The following is an 18135-nucleotide window of genomic DNA, read 5'->3' on the forward strand; positions in this document are numbered from 1 at the left end:
GCGCAAGGCTTCCAGAACAAGGCGTGAACCGTCAGCGATGTTCTGTAAGTGTTCTTGCTGAATGTCAACTCGACCGCTGACGGTAGGAGGCCCTGCCGCGATCTCGATTTCACCTAGGAGGGCTCTCTAGGCCAAACGGCACTCGGAACCCGGTTCCACCGTAAGGCTGGTGGTCATGTGGGGCGTTACGTAACCCCCACGGGCCGTTGCACCATTTCGACAGCGCACTTCGACTACGCCCTCTAGCTTAGGCACTGCATAGAATGGGTTTCCTGGTAGTCGGTGGAGCGACTGCGCACGACCATCGCCAGTGACGACGCGAGCAGACGCCACTTGCCGTTCGGAGTCGAGGACGACAACGGACCCAGCCAGTTTGAATGCAGCAATACCTCCAACGGCCACAATGACCGTGATCCCGACCCAAAAGCGCGCCGTCATGAAGTGACTCCTCGAAGTAACTACCGGGCCTAATCGCAAATTAGCTCAACGACAGCAGAGCCTTCGTCGCCGCTTCCACATCCTCCTGACGCATCAGGCTTTCGCCGACGAGGATGGCCTGGGCGTGGGCGTCGGCGACGCGCTGGACGTCGTCGGGGGTGAAGATGCCGCTTTCGGCGACCAGCAGGGCCTTGACCGGGCTGAGCATGGACAGGCGCTCGGTCGTATCGAGGTCGACCTCGAAGGTGCGAAGGCTGCGGTTGTTGACGCCGACGAGGTCGCCACCCAATGCGCAGGCGCGGGCCATTTCGGCCTCGTCGTGGGTCTCGATCAGGGCGTCCATGCCGAAGCGTTCGGCCTCGGCCAGCAGGTCGGCGGCCAGGGCGTCGTCGACCATGGCCAGGATGATGAGGATGCAGTCGGCGCCCAGGGCGCGGCTCTCGGCCACCTGCCAGGGATCGACCAGGAAGTCCTTGCGCAGGCAGGGCAGGGCGACCGCGTCGCGCGCGGCGGCCAGGAAGGCGTCGTCGCCCTGGAAGCTGGGGCCGTCGGTCAGGACGGACAGGCAGGTGGCGCCGCCGCGCTCATAGGCCTTGGCGAGAGCGGGCGGATCGAAGTCGGCGCGGATCAGGCCCTTGGACGGGCTGGCCTTCTTGATCTCGGCGATCAGGGCGGGGCGGCCCGTTTCCTCGGCGACGCGTTCCAGGGCGGCGCGGAAGCCGCGCGGGGCCGAAGCCTGGGCGGCGAGGGCCTCGATGGCGTCCTGAGAGGTCGCAAGCTTGCGGGCGGCCACGTCCTCGCGCTTGTAGGCGGCGATCTTCGCCAGAACGTCGGTCATGCGGCCTCGGGTTCGATGGGGGTGTTGGTGACGCGCACCAGGGTTTCCAGCGCGGCGGCGGCCCGGCCGTCGTCGATGACGGCGGCGGCCAGTTCGGCGCCTTCGCGCAGGTCGGCGGCGCGGTCGGCTACGACCAGGGCGGCGGCGGCGTTCAGCACGACGATGTCGCGATAGGGACCGCGCTCGCCGGCCAGCAGGGCCTTCAGCGCCGCCGCGTTATGCTCGGCGTCGCCGCCGCGCAGGTCGTCCAGCGTCGCCAGCGGCAGGCCGGCGTCTGCGGGCGTGATGGTGAAGTGGCGGACGGCGCCGTCCTTCCACTCGGCCACCTCGGTCGGACCGGTCGTGGTCAACTCGTCCAGGCCCTGGCCGTGGACGGTCCAGGCGCGCCGCGCGCCGAGACGGCCCAGCACCTCGGCCAGAGGCTCCAGCAGGGCGGGATCATAGACGCCCATGACCTGACGCGTCGCATGGGCCGGATTACAAAGCGGCCCCAGAAGATTGAAAACCGTACGGAAACCGATCTCGGCCCGCACCGGCCCGACGTGGCGCATGGCCCCGTGATAGGTGGGGGCGAACAGGAAGGCGATGCCGGCCTGATCCAGGGCGCGGGCCTGTTGCGGGATGGTGGCGTCCAGATTGACGCCCAGCGCGGCCAGGACGTCCGACGACCCGGACTTGGAGCTGATGGCGCGGTTGCCGTGCTTGGCGACCTTGAGCCCCGCGCCGGCCAGGACGAAGGCCGCCGCGGTCGAGACGTTATAGGTGTGCTGGCCGTCGCCGCCGGTGCCGCAGGTGTCGATCACCTCGTCGAAGGGGTGGTCCAGCGACAGGGCGGCCTCGCGCATGGCGGTGGCGAAGGCGACGATCTCGTCCACCGTCTCACCGCGCAGGCGCAGGGCGGTGACGGCGGCGGCGACCTGGGACGGGGTCGGCTCGCCGCGCAGGCAGGCGGAGAAGAAGGCGTGGGCTTCGTCCGGCGTCAGGACGCGTCCGTCCACCAGCTTGGCCAGCAGGGGCTTGAAACCGTCGGCCATGATCAGACCGTCGTCCGACGCTTGACGCCCGCCAGATCGAGGAAGTTGGCGATCATCTGGTGGCCGTGCTCGGTGGCGATGGATTCCGGGTGGAACTGAACGCCGTGGATCGGCCAGGTGCGGTGGGCCAGGCCCATGATCTCGCCGTCGGCGGTCCAGGCGGTGACTTCCAGCTCAGCCGGCAGGGTCTCGCGACGGACGGCCAGCGAGTGATAGCGGGTGGCGGTGAAGGGCGAGGGCAGGCCCTTGAACAGGCTGCGGCCCTCATGCTCGATCGGCGAGGTCTTGCCGTGCATCAGGGTCTTGGCGCGGACCACCTCGCCGCCGAAGGCCTGACCGATGGCCTGATGGCCCAGGCAGACGCCGAAGATCGGCATGTCCAGCGGCGCGGTCGTGATCAGCGGCAGGCAGATGCCCGCCTGATCCGGGGCGCAGGGACCGGGCGACAGCAGCACGGCCTCGGGCTTCAGCGCCCAGGCTTCTTCCACCGTCAGGTCGTCGTTGCGGACGACATGCGTCTGGGCGCCCAGCTCCGCGAGGTAGTGGACGAGGTTGTAGGTAAAGCTGTCGTAGTTATCGACGACGAGGATCATGGCAGGGTTCTTAGGACGGGAGGGAGGACGCGCCAAGCGGAGGCGAGATGAAAGCGGACGTTAAGCTGTCCGCGCGATACAAGAGCATCGCCATCGGAAGAAATCCGTCTTGACCCGCTTAGAAGCCATCCGCGACGCCCAGGCCCTGCTGAACGAGCCGCCCATGGAGCAACCCAAGCCGCTGCGCCTGCTGGCGGCGGCGGCCTTCGCCGCGACGGCGGCGGTGATGCTGGCGGGGACCATGGTCGTGGGCCCCGGCGTGTCGTTCGACCAGGGTTCCACGGTTTCCAATCCTTAGATCTTGCCGTCGGCGCCCTGGCCGCGAGTGGTCGCGGTGAATCGCCACGCATCCTCGGCCGCCTTCATCGGAGCGCGGGCCTTGGCCAGGGTTTCGGCGTATTCGGCGGCAGGGTCGCTGTCGGCGACGATGCCGGCGCCGGCCTGAACGAAGATCTTGTTCTGGGCGAACATGGCGGTGCGCAGGACGATGCAGATGTCCGCCTCGCCGTTGGCCGAGATATAGCCCACGCCGCCGCCGTAACCGACGCCGCGCTTCTCGGTCTCCAGTTCGTCGATGATCTCCATGGCCCGCACCTTGGGCGCGCCGGACAAGGTGCCGGCGGGCAGCGCCGCAAGCAGCGTATCGACGGCGTCCAGCTTGGGATCCGCCGCGCCATGCACGTTCGAGACGATGTGCATGACTTGGCTGTAGCGCTCGACGACGAAGCTCTCCGTCACCTCGACCGAGCCGGGCGATGAGACGCGGCCCACATCGTTGCGGCCCAGGTCCAGCAGCATCAGATGCTCGGCGCGCTCCTTGGGGTCGGCCAGAAGTTCGGCCTCCAGCGCCTTGTCCGCCTCGGGGGTGGCGCCGCGCGGACGGGTGCCGGCCAGGGGGCGGATGGTGACGCGGCCGTCCTTCAACCGGACCAGGATTTCAGGGCTGGATCCAGCCAGCTGGAAATCGACGTAGTCGAGGAAGAACAGATAGGGCGACGGGTTTCCGCGACGCAGCGACCGATAGAAGGCGAACGGGTCCTGGCTACACGGCGCCGAAAAGCGGTGGGCCAGCACGACCTGGAAGATGTCGCCGGCGGTGATGTAGTCCTTGGCCCGGGCCACCATGGCGTCGAAGCCCTTGGCGTCGACCGGCGAATGGAAGTCGGGGGCCGGCAGGGGCTCGGCCTCGCGCTGGATCGGCAGCGGGCTGCGCAGCCGATCCTCGAAATCGTCGAGGCGGGCGATGGCGGCCGAGAAGGCCGTGTCGGGATCGGCGCCTCTGTCGGGATAGGCGGCGGCGATCAGGACGATCTCGTGCTTCACGGAATCGAAGATGGCGACCAGCGACGGGCGCGCCATGACGGCGTCGGGCAGGTTCAGCGGGTCGGGGTTTGCGGGGCCGAGCGGCTCCAGCAGCCGCACCATGTCGTAGCCGAAGACGCCGAACAGGCCGGCGGCCATGGGCGGCAGGTCGTCGGGCAGGTCGAACCGGGTGGCGGCGATCAGGGCGCGCAGAGAGTCCAGCGCTGGCCGGTCTTCGGCCGTGAAGCGGTCGGACAGGACGGCCTCGCCCCGCGCCATCTCGGCCTTGCCGTCACGGCAGCGCCAGACCACGTCGGGGGCCAGGGTGACGATGGAATAGCGGCCGTTGACCGCGCCGCCTTCGACCGACTCCAGCAGGCTGGCGTAGGGCCGCCCGTGACCGACCTTGAGGAAGGCCGAGACGGGCGTCTCCAGGTCATCGATCAAGCGACGCACGACGACCTGGGGGCGGCCTGATTTCAGGCCCGAGACAAACGCGGCGCGTTCAGCTTCGTGTCCGACGCCAGCGCTCATTTCTTGGCGGGCGCGGGGGCCGGAGCCGCCGGAGCGGCTGCGGGGGCTTCGATGCCCAGGGCGACGATAGCAGCGGCCGGATCGTTCTTGGCCTTCACCCGCGCGGCGGCGGCGTTGAAGCTTTGCTCGACCATGGCGTTGGCCAGTTCCTGGGTCAGACGCGGACGGACCTGCTCGACCAGCGGAGCGGCCAGGGCCGGCACGGCGCCGTGGATGGCGTCGACGCGGCCGACGACGAAGCCGCCCTGGGTCTGGCCGGAGAAGACCTGGCCCTTGCCCTGACCGAACAGGCCGCGCAGCACGCCTTCGCCGAGTTGCGTCTGGGTTTCGCGGCTTTGCTGGACGCCGGCGCGGGTCGTCAGTTGCGCGCCGACCGAGGCGGCGACCTTGGCGACGTCTTCGCCGGCGCGGACGCGACCGGCCAGTTCTTCGGCCTTGGCCGACAGGCGGCGGGCGTTTTCACGCAGGGTCCATTGCTGGGCCAGCGGGGCGCGAACCTCGGCCAGGGTCGGCAGCGAGGCCGGGCGGATGTCGTCGACGCGGACGGCGAAATACTGGCCCTCGCCGGCGTCGATCATGTCGCTCTCGCCGCCCTTGGACAGGGCGTAGGCCGACTCGAAGATCTGACGCGGCGCGTTCAACGGCTGGCCGTCGGGCAGGCGGCCATCGGCGGTGAAGGGCGGCAGCTGGATGATGCGGGCGCCGACCGACTGGGCGGCGTCAGCCAGGTTCTTGCCGTCCTGACGGGCCTTCTCGTACTGCTCGACCTTGGCGTAGGTCTGGCCCTTCACGTCTTCGGCGCGCAGTTCTTCAACCAGGGCGCTGCGGACGCTTTCCAGCGTGGCGGGCGCGCCGGCGGTCACGGCGGTCACTTTGGCGACCGTAAAGCCGAGGCGGCCCTGGACCGGGTTGGAGACCTGATTGACGGGCAGGGCGAAGACGGCGGCGGCGACGGCCGGGTCGCCCAAGGCGCTCTGCGGCGTGTCGACGTAGTTGCCGGCCTGGATCTTGTTGGCGGCGGCGACTTCGGCCGGGGCCTGACCGGCGCGCAGGGCGGCGGCGATACGGTCTGCGGTTTCCTTGTTCGGGGCGGCCAGCGTCACGAAGGTGCGCTTCTCGGCGTTGGACAGGGCTGCCTTGCGGAACTCGAAGCGTTCGCGGATGCGCTCTTCGGTGATCGGCGTCGGCTGGCTGTTGGGGGCCGGGTTGAACAGCACGATCGAGATCATGCGGAATTCGGGACGGCGCAGCTGGGCGGCGTTCTCATTGAGGAAGGCGGTCAACTGGGCGTCGGTCGGAGCAGGGGCCGAACCGGCCATGGCCTGGGTCACGTTGAACCAGCGTCCGTCGCGCGTCTCCAGCGCCTGGCCGGCCAGCAGGGCGCCGTAGATACGGGGAATGCGCGCGCCGGCGAAGACGCCCGCGCCGAACTGGCTGGCGACATACTGGTCGCGCAGGTCCTGTTCCAGCATTTCCGAGGTCAGGCCCTGGGCGGCCAGGGCCTGCTCATAGCGGTCCTGGTCGAACTGACCGGTGACCTGGTTGAAGAAGGCCGGGATCTGGCGGATTTCCTTCAGCACCAGTTCCTTGCCGGGGCGGATGCCGGCGTTCCAGGCCCAGGCCAGGAAGCCCATGCGCTGCGTCTGGCTCTCGAGATACTGGGTGTGGATGTTTTCCTTGACCATGTCGTCGAACGACACAGGGCGGCCGGCCTGCTCCTGCAGGTTGTTGCGCACGCGCTCGAAATCGGCCCGGAACTGCGGCGCGCCGATGCTGCGGTCGCCCGCGTCGATGACGTGCTTGGGCCCGAAGCTGGAGAAGACGTCCGACTGGGCGCCCACAATCAGGAAGCTGAGGATCAGCAGGGCGAACAGGCCCGCAGCCCATTTCGATTTGGCGAAGTTGCGGAACAGCGAGATCATCGAGACAGAACCTGACGAGGGCCGGCGTCAAAGGGGCGCCACGGTCGCGTATAGGGGCAGTCCCTAGGGCGCCGCAAGCGGACGCATCGCAACATCTTGGCTTCGGCGCGAGCGGCGCCTAAACAGGCCCTATGAAACAATCTGTGAAGCTGGTCGCCGGCAATTGGAAAATGAACGGCCTGGGCGCGAGCCTGGGCGAGGCTGAAGCACTGGCGAAAGCCTTGCAGGAACAGGCTGCGGCTTGCCGCGTGGCCTTGTGCCCGCCCGCGACCCTGATCGACCGCATGGCGCGCGCCTTGGCGGGCGGTCCGGTCGAACTGGGCGGTCAGGACTGCCACGCCGAGGCCTCGGGCGCATTCACCGGATCGGTGTCCGCCGCCATGCTGGGGGACGCTGGCGCGACCCTGGTGATTCTCGGTCACTCGGAACGCCGCGCCGGATTCGGCGAGACCGACGCCGATGTCGCCGCCAAGGTCGAGGCCGCTCTGGCCGCCGATCTGGAACCCATCATCTGCATCGGCGAGACCCTGGCCGAACGCGAAGCCGGGCAGGCGGTCGAGGTCGTCAGCCGTCAGGTCGCCGGTTCGCTGCCGGACAGCTTGGCGGGCAAGGCTTTCGCCGTCGCCTATGAACCGGTGTGGGCCATCGGCACCGGCCTGACGCCGACGCTGGAACAGATCGAGGAAGTCCACGCCGCCGTGCGCGCGGCCATGGTGGCCAAGCTGGGCGAGGGCGGTCGGGTTGCACCGATCCTGTACGGCGGCTCGGTCAAGCCGTCGAACGCAGCGGAAATCCTGGCCGTGGCCGAGGTCGGCGGGGCTCTGGTCGGCGGCGCCTCGCTGAAGGCCGAGGATTTCCTGGGCATTATCCGCGCCGCCTAGGTGCGGATTTCGAGCCACAGTTCGTTCGGCGTTTGCCCCGGTCCCGCATCGGTGTTAGACGCCGCCGCTTGATCGGCGCATCAGCGCGCCCACATGATTGACACCATGCTCCAGACCATCTTGCTCGTCGCCATGATCCTGATCTCGGTCGCCCTGACGGCCGTGATCCTGCTGCAACGCTCCGAGGGCGGCGCCTTGGGCATGGGCGGAGGCCCCTCGGGCTTCATGACCGCACGCGGCGCGGGCAATCTGCTGACCCGGGCGACGTCGATCCTGGCGATCGCCTTCTTCGTCTGCGCCATCAGCCTGACCATCGCCGGCAACTTCGCCCGCGGTTCGCGTTCGGTGATCGACGCCGACGCGGTCGGCGCCATCGCGGTGGGCAACGAGCAACAGACGGCTCCGGCTGAACCTGCCGCTCCGACGCCGGCCGCACCGGTCGCGCCGTCGCTGGACGATCTGGAAGCCAGCCTTCCGGCCGCTTCCGCTCCGGCGCAGGCTCCCGCTCCGGCGCAGTAAGCCGCCGACAGCGACGAAATCCCCGAAAGCGCGCCGCAGGGCGCGCTTTCTTCTTTTGTTCAACAGTTTGTTTGCGTCGGGCCATGCTCCTGCCGCGAATCATGGAGTAAGGTGTCCGCCCATGGCTCGTAGCGTCAATGAGTGGCCCCTCAAGACCACTCGACAGCACATTCCCCCGCCCAGTGGGCATTTCGGGGCGAACGACATGGAACAAGGTTGAGCAGTGTTGAGTAGTTTTAACGCCCAATTGGGGCGTTACGCCCCGCGTAACGCGCAACTTAACGCCCAGTTGAGAGGCTAATAGCATGGCTCGCTATGTGTTCATCACCGGCGGCGTGGTTTCCTCGCTAGGAAAAGGCCTCGCCTCCGCCGCTCTCGGCGCTCTTCTGCAAGCGCGGGGTTACAAGGTCCGTCTGCGCAAGCTGGACCCTTATCTCAACGTCGATCCGGGGACGATGAGCCCCTATCAGCACGGCGAGGTCTTCGTGACCGACGACGGCGCCGAGACCGACCTCGATCTGGGCCACTATGAGCGCTTCACCGGCGTGTCTGCGGCCAAGTCCGACAACGTCACGACCGGCCGCATCTATTCGACCATCCTGGAGAAGGAGCGTCGCGGCGACTATCTGGGCGCGACCGTCCAGGTCATTCCGCACGTCACCGACCAGATCAAGCAGTTCTGCCTCAGCCCGGCCAAGACCGACGGCGGCGAGGACGTCGACTTCGTCCTGGTCGAGATCGGCGGCACCGTCGGCGACATCGAGGGCCTGCCCTTCTTCGAGGCCATCCGCCAGCTGGGCCAGGATCTGCCGCGCGGCCAGTCCTGCTTCGTCCACCTGACCCTGCTGCCGTTCATCAAGACGGCCGGCGAGATGAAGACCAAGCCGACGCAGCACTCGGTCAAGGAGCTGCGCTCCATCGGCATCCAGCCCGATATCCTGCTGTGCCGCTGCGAACAGCCGATCCCGGCTGAGGAAAAGCGCAAGATCGGCCAGTTCTGCAACGTGCGCGAAAGCGGCGTGATCCAGGCCATGGACTCGGCCGACATCTACGCCGTGCCGCTGGACTATCACCACGAAGGTCTGGACAGCGAAGTCCTGGCTCACTTCGGCATCACCGACGCGCTCCAGCCCGACCTGACCGGCTGGGAAGAGATCGTGCGCCGCCGTCTGCACCCGGACGGCGAAGTCACCATCGCCGTGGTCGGCAAATACACGGTGCTCAAGGACGCCTATAAGTCCCTGATCGAGGCCCTGCATCACGGCGGCGTCGCCAACAACGTCAAGGTCAACATCGACTGGGTCGAGGCCGACACCTTCGAGGGCGACCCCCAGGCCTGTCAGGAGCGTCTGCAAGGCGCCCACGCGGTTCTGGTCCCCGGCGGCTTTGGCGAACGCGGGGCCGAGGGCAAGATCGAGGCGGCGCGCTTCGCCCGCGAACGCAAAATTCCTTACTTCGGCATCTGCTTCGGGATGCAGATGGCGGTGATCGAGGCGGCGCGGAACCTGGCGGGCTTCCCCAAGGCGACCTCGACCGAGTTCGGCCCGGCCGAAGAACCCGTCGTCGGCCTGATGACCGAGTGGACGCAAGGCAACCAGCGCGTCCTGCGTCAGCAGGGCGGCGACCTGGGCGGCACCATGCGTCTGGGCGCCTATGACTCGACGCTGAAGGCGGGCTCCAAGATCGCCGACATCTATGGATCGACCGAGATCAGCGAGCGTCACCGCCACCGCTACGAGGTGAACATCAACTATCGCGAGGCGATCGAGGAGAAGGCCGGCCTGGTCTTCGCCGGCCTGTCGCCCGACGGCGTTCTGCCCGAGACGGTCGAACGCCCGGACCACCCGTGGTTCATCGGCGTCCAGTACCACCCGGAGCTGAAGAGCCGTCCGTTCAAGCCGCACCCGCTGTTCGCCAGCTTCATCGGCGCCGCCGTGGTGCAGAGCCGCCTCGTCTAAGAGGCTAGGGCGTGCGGCCCAGGGCCGCCGCCAGCGCCCGGCGCGCCCGGGCGATACGGGTCTCGACCGCCTTGGGCGTCGCGCCGATCAGGCGGGCGACCTCGGCGTGCGAGCGACCCTCCAGCGTGGCCAGCAGCAGGGGCGTCTTCAGCGTGTCGGGCAGGGCCGCCAGGGCGCGATCCAGCGCCGCCATGCGCCGCCGATCATCCAGCTGAGCTTCGGCGGCGGGCGCGTCGTCGCCGACCGCCAGGGCCTCGGGCGCATCCAGCCCCATGACGCCGCGCACGACGCGCCTGACGGCGCGCTTGCGGCCCCAGTCGCGGCATTTGTTGATGGCGATGGCTCTCAGCCAGACCGGGAAGGGCCGCGCGGGGTCGTAGCGGCGAATGGCCAGCCAGGCCGCGACATAGGTTTCCTGCACCAGATCATAGGCGTCGTCGTCTTCGCCCACATAGCGCCGGACGAAGCGATGCAGGTCCGCCTTGGTGGCGTCCATCAGCGCCGCAAAGGCCGCGCGGTCGCCGCGCGCGGCGCGCGACGGCAAGGAAGCCGCGTCATCCACTCTCGGCCTTACCGGGCTTCTTGCAGCAGGGCGTCGGAGATGCCGCGATCAAAGGCGCGGGTCTGTTCGGGCGTCAGGACGGCGCGCATCTCGAAGACGTGGGCGATGGTGGCCTTTTGCAGCGCCCCCATGGCGTCATGGAAATGATCGACCGCCGCCTGGACCTGCGGGCTGTCGCCCTGGTTGGCGGCGATGGCGGCGGCCAGTTCGCGGTTGGCGGCGCGGACATCTTCTTCAAGCGCGGGCCGGGTCGCAGCGAAGCGGGCTTCGATGACCTTCAGGCGCGCGTCCTGATCAGGCGTCAGATCGAGGTCGTGATGGACGATGTCGTGCAGGCTGGGCGCGGCGCGTTGCTGGGACACCCAGCCGGCGCCGAGCCAGACGCCCGCGCCGCTGGCCAGGGCCGCGAGCAGGGCCGTCAGGGCGATGGACTTCCACCCGGCGATCATCGGCCGGTCTCCAGCCGGAACAGGGGCGACGAGGCGCTGGCCAGACTGAACACCTGAATGTCCGAAGGCGGCGCGGGGCGGGTGAGGGCGAACAGGCCGCCGTTGGCCGCGCCGACGACCAAGGCCATGGCCAGCGCCGCCAGCCGGACCTGACCCAGGCGTTGCTCGGATTGCTGCTGCTCGATTCGGCGCCAGATGTCGGCCTCCAGATTTCCGAGTCGGGAATCCTCGACCTGTGCGGTTCCTATCAGCCTGTCGATCTCGTGCGTCATCGCTCGCCTTCGCCTTGCCCTCAGTCTTCATACGCGGTTTCGCGGGCGATCCCTCTAGCGCCTGCGCCTAGCGCGCGAAAAAGCCCCGAACGGACGCATTCGGGGCTTCTGTCGTCGGGGTTGGGGAAGGGCTAGTGGCGGCCGTCCCGCTCGTGCTTCTTTTCCTGCGAGGTCGAGCGTTTTTCGTGCTTGGCCTTGGCGGAGTGGCCCTTGTGAACATCGCCCTCGCCGCCGCCGCCGGAAATCTGGCTGCGCGGGGACAGGTGGTCAGGGGCGTTGGCGTCCTTGACCCGAGGGTCGGGCCTGGGCTTGTTCCGGTTTTCCTGGCTGGCCCCTGGGCCGCCCCAGCGATCGGTGTCGGCGTGTTTATGCGGCATGGCGACGCTCTCCTCTGATCTGGCAAACCGCGCAGAGGAGCGGTTGTTCCCGCCCATGAAAAAGGCGCCGGACGTTTCCGCCCGGTGCCTTGATCGTCAGTCTGATCCGGGGATCAGCAGCTGTAGTACATGTCGAATTCGACCGGGTGCGGGTGCAGTTGCAGACGGGCGACTTCTTCCGACTTCAGCGCGATGAAGCTGTCGATGAAGTCGTCATCCATGACGCCGCCCTTCTTGAGGAAGGCGCGGTCGGCGTCGAGGGCGTCGAGGGCTTCCTTCAGGCTGCCGGCCACCTCGGGGATCGAGCCGCGCTCTTCCGGCGGCAGGTCGTAGAGGTTCTTGTCAGCGGGCGCGCCCGGATCGATGCGGTTTTCGATCCCGTCCAGGCCTGCCATCAGCAGGGCCACGAAGGTCAGGTAGGGGTTGCCCATCGGGTCGGGGAAGCGGGCTTCCAGACGCTTGGCCTTGGGCGACGAGACGTGCGGAATGCGGATCGAGGCCGAACGGTTGCTGGCCGAGTAGGCCAGCTTCACCGGGGCTTCATAGCCGGGCACCAGACGCTTGTAGGAGTTGGTGGTCGAGTTGGCGAAGGCGTTGATGGCCTTAGCGTGCTTGATGATGCCGCCGATGTACCACAGACATTCCTGCGACAGGCCGGCGTACTTGTCGCCGGCGAACTGGGGTTTGCCGTCCTTCCAGATCGACATATGGACGTGCATGCCCGAGCCGTTGTCGGCGAACATCGGCTTGGCCATGAAGGTCGCCGACTTGCCGTAGGCCGCGGCCACGTTGTGGATCACGTATTTGTAGAGCTGCAGACGGTCGGCCATGGTCAGCAGGTCGCTGAACTTCAGGCCCAGTTCGTGCTGGGCCGGGGCGACCTCGTGGTGATGCTTCTCCGGGTCCATGCCCAGATCCTTCATCACGCCCAGCATTTCGCCGCGTAGATCCTGGGCGGAGTCGACCGGGTTGACCGGGAAGTAGCCGCCCTTGTGGCCCGGACGGTGGCCCAGGTTGCCCTCGGCGTATTCAGCGCCGGTGTTGGACGGCAGTTCGATCGAGTCGAAGCTGTAGCCGGTGTTGTGCGGGGCGGTGTTCCAGCGCACGTCATCAAAGATGAAGAACTCGGCTTCCGGGCCGAAATAGACCACGTCGCCCACGCCCGAGGACTGGACATAGGCCAGAGCCTTCTTGGCCATCGAGCGGCTGTCGCGGTTGTAGGGCTCGCCCGTGTCGGGGCTCAGGACGTCGCAAAACAGGAACAGGGTCGTCTGCTGGTAGAAGGGATCGATGTAGGCGCGTTCCAGGTCCGGCTTCAGCAGCATGTCGGACTCGTTGATGGCCTTCCAGCCCGCGATCGACGAGCCGTCGAACATGGTGCCTTCTTCCAGGAACTCTTCATCGACCATGTCGATGTCGAAGGTCACGTGCTGCAGACGGCCGCGCGTATCGGTGAAACGGATGTCGACGTACTGGACGTCCTTGTCCTTGATCTCTTGAAGGATCTTTTGGGCGGCGCTCATGCTCGAAGTCCTGTGGGTTCGGGGAGGAGAAACGAAAAGCGGCCGCCCTTGCGGGACGGCCGTGGTGGTGGTGTCAGATGGCCTGGGCGCCGGTTTCGCCGGTGCGGATGCGGATGACGTCTTCCAGGGTGGAGACGAAGATCTTGCCGTCGCCGATCTTGCCGGTGCGGGCTGCGGTCTGGATGGCGTCGATCACGGCCGGAGCCAGATCGTCGGCTACGACCACCTCGATCTTGATCTTGGGCAGGAAGTCGATGACGTACTCGGCGCCACGATAAAGCTCGGAATGGCCTTTCTGGCGGCCGTATCCCTTGGCTTCCAGCACGGTCATGCCCTGCACCCCGATATCCTGGAGCGCATCCTTAACTTCATCCAGCTTGAACGGCTTGATGACGGCTTCAATCTTCTTCATGGCGAGTCCCGAGGCGGCTCCTTGGTTGGTCCGACGCTCGGGGCGTAAAGGGACATTGCATTGCACAATAAGGCAAGCAATTTTCGTGCGTAGAGGCCATCCGTGAACGGAATTCGATCATGAGCCCGATCAACGACCCCGTGATGTGGCGAAGCCTGCTGCCCTGGCCCGCTGTCGAGGCGCACAAGCACGCGCGAGGACGCCTCGGCGTGGTGTCCGGCGGCGCCCTGTCGACCGGCGCAGCGCGGCTGGCGGGGCGGGCGGGGCTGAGGATCGGCGCCGGGCTGGTGAAGGTCTTCTGTCCGCCCGACGCGGCGCTGGTCCTGGCCCCGACGCTGGAGGCGGTCATGCTGGCCAGCTTCGCCACGAGCGAGCAGTTGGCAGCCTTGGCTCAGCCGATGGACGCCGTGGTCATAGGCCCTGCTGCGGGCCTTACCGAGGCGACGGCGGCTAATGTGGCGGCACTGGCGCGCACGGGGGCGGCCCTGGTGATCGACGCCGACGCCCTGACCCTGTTTCGCGACCGGCCGGGCGACCTGTTCGCCTGCCTGGACCGCGACGACGTGCTGACCCCGCACGAGGGCGAGTTCGAGCGCCTGTTTCCTGGCCTTCTGGCCAGGGGGCGCGAGGCGGCGGCTGTCGAGGCTGCCGATCAGGCGGGATGCATCCTGGTGCTGAAGGGCGCCGCCACTGTCATCGCCACGCCTGGCGGACGCTGTGTCGTCAACGGCAACGGCTCGCCCTGGCTGGCCACGGCCGGCAGCGGCGACGTGCTGGCGGGAATGATTGGCGGCTTGCTGGCCCAGCATATGGACAGCTTTGACGCGGCCTGTGCGGCGGTCTGGATGCACGCCGATGCGGCGAGGCGGTTCGGGCCGGGGCTAATCGCCGAAGACTTGCCGGGCCTGATCTCGGCGGTGCTGGGCGATCTCTATCCCGGCTGAAACCTGTGGTGCGGATGAGAGGACTCGAACCTCCACGCCTCTCGGCGCCAGAACCTAAATCTGGTGCGTCTACCAGTTCCGCCACATCCGCATAGGTAGGCGGATGCCTGTAGGCGAGGGCGCGTGATTGAGCAATTGCTATCGACGCCGGCTAAGAAAAAAGGCCCCGGATCGCTCCGGGGCCTTTCTCTCTATTCTTGGCCTACCGAGCTTCGCGCTGCTTGAGGCCGGTCTGATCCGGGGATCAGTCCTTCTTGTTGTCGACGCCGTGGCCGAGAGCTTCCACGGCCGTTTCCAGCGTGGTGTCCTCGGTGATGTCGATGCCCTTGGCCAGCTTGGAGTTCCAGAAGCCATAGGCGGCGTAGATGACGGCGCCGATGACGGCGTAACCGCCCAGCAGCATCAGCGGCAGCGGGTTGTCGCTGGCTGCGTGCTGGAACATCGGGATCAGGTTCTGGCTGGCCAGGAACAGGCAGGCCAGAATGCCCAGGCCGGCGGTGAACACGCCGCCCGGCACCTTGAACGGACGCGGCAGATCCGGGTGTTTGATACGCAGGTAGATCACGCTGAGGCAAACGATCGAGAAGGCCGTGGCCGTGCCCAGCGACACCAGATCGCCCAGGATCGAGATGGGCAGGAAGGCCGCCGCGATGGCGATCAGGATGCCCAGGACGATGGTGCCGATCCAGGGGGTGCGGAACTTCGGGTGCACCACGGCGAAGGCCTTGGGCAGCAGGCCGTCGCGCGCCATGGTGTAGAAGATGCGCGTCTGGCCGTAGCACAGCACCAGCATGACCGAGGACAGGCCGGTGACGGCGCCGATCTTGATCAGGAAGGCGATCAGGTTCAGGTGGCCGTTCGGCGCGGAGGCCAGCGGCACATTGGCCCATTCCAGACCCATGCGGTCGATGGCGACGGCGATGGGCGCCGGCGAAGCCAGTTCCAGATAGGGAACCACGCCGGTCATGACGGCGGCGACGGCCATATAGATCAGGGTGCAGATGAACAGGGCGCCCAGGATGCCGATCGGCACGTCCTTGGACGGGTTCTTGGCTTCGGCGGCGGCGGTCGAGACGGCCTCGAAGCCGACGTAGGCGAAGAAGATGATGGCTGCGCCGCGGAAGATGCCGCCGACGCCGAACTGCCCCGGCTGGCCGGTCGGCTCGGGGATGAACGGAACCCAGTTGGCCGGATTTACGTACTGGATGCCCACGGCGATGAACGTCAGCAGAACGATGATCTTGATGACGACGATCGCGTTGTTGATGTTCGCCGATTCCGACACGCCCAGCACCAGCAGGCCGCAGACGGCGGCGATGCCGACCGCGGCGACCAGGTTGAACGTGCCCGTCATCGGGAAGCTGGCGCCGGCGGCGCCTTGCACGGCCTGAACCAGCGGGGTGGCCCACTGGGGACCTTCACCGCCCGCATACTGTATGGCTGGGAAGATCTGCTGACTTATCCCGAAGTCGCTGAGAATCGACACGACATAGCCGGACCAGCCGACGGCGACGGTCGAGGCCGCGACGCCGTACTCGAGCACCAGCAGCCAGCCCATGACCCAGGCGAAGACTTCGCCCAGGGTGCCATAGGCGTAGGTGTAGGCCGAGCCGGAGACCGGCATGGTCGAAGCCAGTTCAGCGTAGCAGAGACCGGCGAGGCCGCAGGCGATGCCCGCGACCACGAAGGACAGCATGATGGCCGGACCGGCGTTGGCCGAGGCCACCTGACCCGTCAGCACGAAAATACCCGCGCCGATGATGGCGCCGATGCCCAGGCTCATCAGGTTGATCGGGCCCAGGGTCCGTTTCAGCTCGCTCTTGGCGGCTTCCTTCTGGATCTGGCCGATGGATTTCTTGAGAAGTAGCCGGTTGCCGGCTGGCTTTACGCCGTCTGCGGACATGAAGTCGCGCCCCCATTGAGATACACGGCAGGCCCTCCCCGGGCTGCCTTCTTGGGCGCGGACGCTAACCATGGATGGCCCCGCGTGCAACGCGGTTTCCGAACGATGAAGCGATGACGACGCTTTCGTGAACCGGGGCGTTGCGGCTAGAGCCCATTTGATGCTGCCGATTCACGCCGTACTGGAGCCGCTGAAGGCGGCGCTGAACGCGACCCATGCGGTCGTCCTGGCCGCCCCGCCTGGGGCGGGCAAGACCACGGTCGTGCCCTTGGCCCTGCTGGATCAGCCCTGGCTGGGCGACCAAAAAGTGCTGGTGCTGGAGCCGCGCAGGCTGGCGGCGCGGGCGGCGGCGGACCGGATGGCGGCGACCTTGGGCCAGAAGGCGGGCGGGACCGTCGGCTATCGCACCCGGCTGCAGAGCCGCATCGGTCCCGAGACGCGGATCGAAGTCATTACCGAGGGCGTCTTCACCCGGATGATTCTCGACGATCCGGCGCTGGAGGGCGTCGGCGCGGTCCTGTTCGACGAGTTCCACGAACGCAGTCTGGACGCCGACCTGGGGCTGGCCCTGGCGCGCGAGAGCCAGTCGGTGCTGCGCGACGACCTGCGGCTGTTGGTCATGTCGGCCACGCTGGACATCGCCGGGGTGTCGCGCCTGCTGGCCAGTTCAACTGGAGAATGGGCGCCGGTGATCGAGGCCGAGGGGCGGATGTTCCCGGTCGAGACCCTCTATCTGGGCCGCAACGCGGCCGAGCGATTCGAGGATGCCGTGGCGCGCGCGGTCATGCTGGCGCTTGGCGAACAGACCGGATCGGTCCTGGTCTTCCTGCCGGGGCAGGGCGAGATCCACCGCACGGTCCAGCGTCTGAACGAGCGGCTGCGCGATCCCTCGGTCGATGTCGTCGCCCTTTATGGCGCGCTGGACAAGGGCGAGCAGGACCGGGCCATCGAACCGGCGCCGCCCGGACGGCGCAAGGTGGTGCTGGCGACCTCGGTGGCGGAGACCAGCCTGACCATCGAGGGCGTGCGGGTGGTGATCGACGGCGGCCTGTCGCGCGTGCCCCGCTTTGAGCCCTCCAGCGGCCTGACCCGGCTGGCGACGGTCAAGGTCAGCCGGTCGTCGGCGGAGCAGAGGCGAGGGCGGGCGGGGCGCGTCGAGCCGGGCGTCTGCTATCGCCTGTGGGACGAAGAACAGACGCGGGGTCTGGTTCCGCATCAGCGGCCGGAGATTCAAGAAGCCGACCTGACCGCCTTCGCGCTGGATCTGGCGCGCTGGGGGGCGAAGTCGGTCGAGGGATTGGCCCTGCTGGACCCGCCGCCCGCCGGGGCGCTGGCCGAGGCGCGGAAGGTGCTGACCCGGCTGGGCGCGCTGAACGCCAAGGGTGATCTGACCGCGCACGGGCGGCGGTTGACGCGCATCCCTCTGCCGCCGCGATTGGCCCACATGGTCGCCGTGGCTTCGGATCAGGACGATGCAGTGAGCGGGGCGAAGATCGCGGCGGTGTTGAGCGAACCGGGGCTGGGCGGCAACGCCGTCGATCTGCACGACCGGCTGAAGGGGTTGGAGCGGGACCGCTCGCCGCGGGCGCGCGACGCGATGAAGCTGGCCGAGCGCTGGGCGCGGGCGGCGGGCGGAGGGAGCGGCGGCGAGGCGGACGCGGGCCTGCTGCTGGC

General features: G+C 67.7%; 18 protein-coding genes and 1 tRNA gene. 6 read left to right on the top strand and 13 right to left on the bottom strand.

Translation table 11 applies throughout. From position 1 onward, the window contains the following. Positions 1 to 478: 478 nt before the first annotated feature. Genes trpC through ACREEF_RS06650 form a run of 3 tightly spaced genes read right to left on the bottom strand, consistent with a single transcriptional unit; the run spans position 479 to position 2903 of the window. The gene (gene trpC, locus ACREEF_RS06640; RefSeq protein WP_431564810.1) at positions 479 to 1276 is read right to left on the bottom strand and encodes an indole-3-glycerol phosphate synthase TrpC; all 798 of its coding nucleotides are present in this window, start codon (positions 1274 to 1276) and stop codon (positions 479 to 481) included. Next, entirely contained in the window at positions 1273 to 2310 is a 1038-nt protein-coding gene (gene trpD, locus ACREEF_RS06645) for an anthranilate phosphoribosyltransferase (RefSeq protein WP_431564811.1), read from the bottom strand. The genes trpC and trpD overlap by 4 nt, the downstream gene beginning before the upstream one ends. 2 nt (positions 2311 to 2312) lie before the next feature. Continuing rightward, positions 2313 to 2903: an anthranilate synthase component II gene (locus ACREEF_RS06650; RefSeq protein ID WP_431564812.1), complete on the bottom strand. Its 591-nt coding sequence runs from the start codon at positions 2901 to 2903 to the stop codon at positions 2313 to 2315. A 109-nt stretch (positions 2904 to 3012) separates the two neighbouring features. Between ACREEF_RS06650 and ACREEF_RS06655 the strand changes: the two genes are divergently transcribed. Then, positions 3013 to 3201: a hypothetical protein gene (locus tag ACREEF_RS06655; protein WP_431564813.1), complete on the top strand. Its 189-nt coding sequence runs from the start codon at positions 3013 to 3015 to the stop codon at positions 3199 to 3201. On the opposite strand, the gene trpE is transcribed toward ACREEF_RS06655, so the two are convergent. Beyond that, complete coding sequence (gene trpE / locus ACREEF_RS06660; protein WP_431564814.1) at positions 3198 to 4739, bottom strand: anthranilate synthase component I; 1542 nt, start codon at positions 4737 to 4739, stop codon at positions 3198 to 3200. The genes ACREEF_RS06655 and trpE overlap by 4 nt on opposite strands. Continuing rightward, on the bottom strand, positions 4736 to 6661 hold the full coding sequence (locus tag ACREEF_RS06665) for a peptidylprolyl isomerase (protein WP_431564815.1): 1926 nt from the start codon (positions 6659 to 6661) through the stop codon (positions 4736 to 4738). Before ACREEF_RS06665 ends, trpE begins: the two co-directional genes overlap by 4 nt. A gap of 131 nt (positions 6662 to 6792) precedes the next feature. Here ACREEF_RS06665 and tpiA point away from each other — a divergent pair, with 131 nt between their 5' ends. From tpiA to ACREEF_RS06680, 3 genes are all read left to right on the top strand, one after another. Then, complete coding sequence (tpiA, locus tag ACREEF_RS06670) at positions 6793 to 7542, top strand: triose-phosphate isomerase (RefSeq protein WP_431564816.1); 750 nt, start codon at positions 6793 to 6795, stop codon at positions 7540 to 7542. 105 nt (positions 7543 to 7647) lie between these two features. Then, a complete protein-coding gene (secG, locus tag ACREEF_RS06675; RefSeq protein ID WP_431564817.1) occupies positions 7648 to 8061 on the top strand; it encodes a preprotein translocase subunit SecG in 414 nt (137 codons plus the stop codon). A 305-nt stretch (positions 8062 to 8366) separates the two neighbouring features. Continuing rightward, entirely contained in the window at positions 8367 to 10019 is a 1653-nt protein-coding gene (locus ACREEF_RS06680; protein ID WP_431564818.1) for a CTP synthase, read from the top strand. A gap of 4 nt (positions 10020 to 10023) precedes the next feature. On the opposite strand, the gene ACREEF_RS06685 is transcribed toward ACREEF_RS06680, so the two are convergent. The 6 genes from ACREEF_RS06685 to ACREEF_RS06710 form a co-directional block, all read right to left on the bottom strand. Then, the gene (locus ACREEF_RS06685; protein ID WP_431564819.1) at positions 10024 to 10581 is read right to left on the bottom strand and encodes an RNA polymerase sigma factor; all 558 of its coding nucleotides are present in this window, start codon (positions 10579 to 10581) and stop codon (positions 10024 to 10026) included. Between the two features lie 8 nt (positions 10582 to 10589). Then, a complete protein-coding gene (locus ACREEF_RS06690) occupies positions 10590 to 11030 on the bottom strand; it encodes a Spy/CpxP family protein refolding chaperone (RefSeq protein ID WP_431564820.1) in 441 nt (146 codons plus the stop codon). Beyond that, complete coding sequence (locus ACREEF_RS06695; protein ID WP_431564821.1) at positions 11027 to 11302, bottom strand: hypothetical protein; 276 nt, start codon at positions 11300 to 11302, stop codon at positions 11027 to 11029. The genes ACREEF_RS06690 and ACREEF_RS06695 overlap by 4 nt, the downstream gene beginning before the upstream one ends. Positions 11303 to 11433: 131 nt before the next feature. Beyond that, positions 11434 to 11679 carry a hypothetical protein gene (locus ACREEF_RS06700; RefSeq protein WP_431564822.1) on the bottom strand — a complete coding sequence of 82 codons (246 nt, stop codon included), beginning with the start codon at positions 11677 to 11679 and terminating at the stop codon, positions 11434 to 11436. A 113-nt stretch (positions 11680 to 11792) separates the two neighbouring features. After that, positions 11793 to 13202, bottom strand: a complete 1410-nt coding sequence (gene glnA, locus ACREEF_RS06705; RefSeq protein ID WP_431564823.1) for a type I glutamate--ammonia ligase — start codon at positions 13200 to 13202, stop codon at positions 11793 to 11795. Positions 13203 to 13275: 73 nt separating this feature from the next. After that, positions 13276 to 13614, bottom strand: a complete 339-nt coding sequence (locus ACREEF_RS06710) for a P-II family nitrogen regulator (RefSeq protein ID WP_184268136.1) — start codon at positions 13612 to 13614, stop codon at positions 13276 to 13278. A gap of 119 nt (positions 13615 to 13733) precedes the next feature. On the opposite strand from ACREEF_RS06710, the gene ACREEF_RS06715 reads away from it, so the two are divergent. Further along, the gene (locus tag ACREEF_RS06715) at positions 13734 to 14558 is read left to right on the top strand and encodes an NAD(P)H-hydrate dehydratase (RefSeq protein WP_431564824.1); all 825 of its coding nucleotides are present in this window, start codon (positions 13734 to 13736) and stop codon (positions 14556 to 14558) included. A gap of 6 nt (positions 14559 to 14564) precedes the next feature. Here ACREEF_RS06715 and ACREEF_RS06720 read toward each other — a convergent pair. Together ACREEF_RS06720 and ACREEF_RS06725 are read right to left on the bottom strand one after the other, a co-directional pair. Beyond that, positions 14565 to 14649 (bottom strand) — tRNA-Leu (locus ACREEF_RS06720). A 153-nt stretch (positions 14650 to 14802) separates the two neighbouring features. Continuing rightward, positions 14803 to 16461, bottom strand: coding sequence for an amino acid permease (locus tag ACREEF_RS06725; protein ID WP_431564825.1), 1659 nt, complete (start codon positions 16459 to 16461; stop codon positions 14803 to 14805). A gap of 160 nt (positions 16462 to 16621) precedes the next feature. On the opposite strand from ACREEF_RS06725, the gene hrpB reads away from it, so the two are divergent. After that, the coding region (gene hrpB / locus ACREEF_RS06730) for an ATP-dependent helicase HrpB (RefSeq protein ID WP_431564826.1) at positions 16622 to 18135 on the top strand (1514 nt) is incomplete at its 3' end.

Source organism: Brevundimonas sp. (assembly GCF_050729455.1).
Classification (GTDB): Bacteria; Pseudomonadota; Alphaproteobacteria; order Caulobacterales; family Caulobacteraceae; genus Brevundimonas.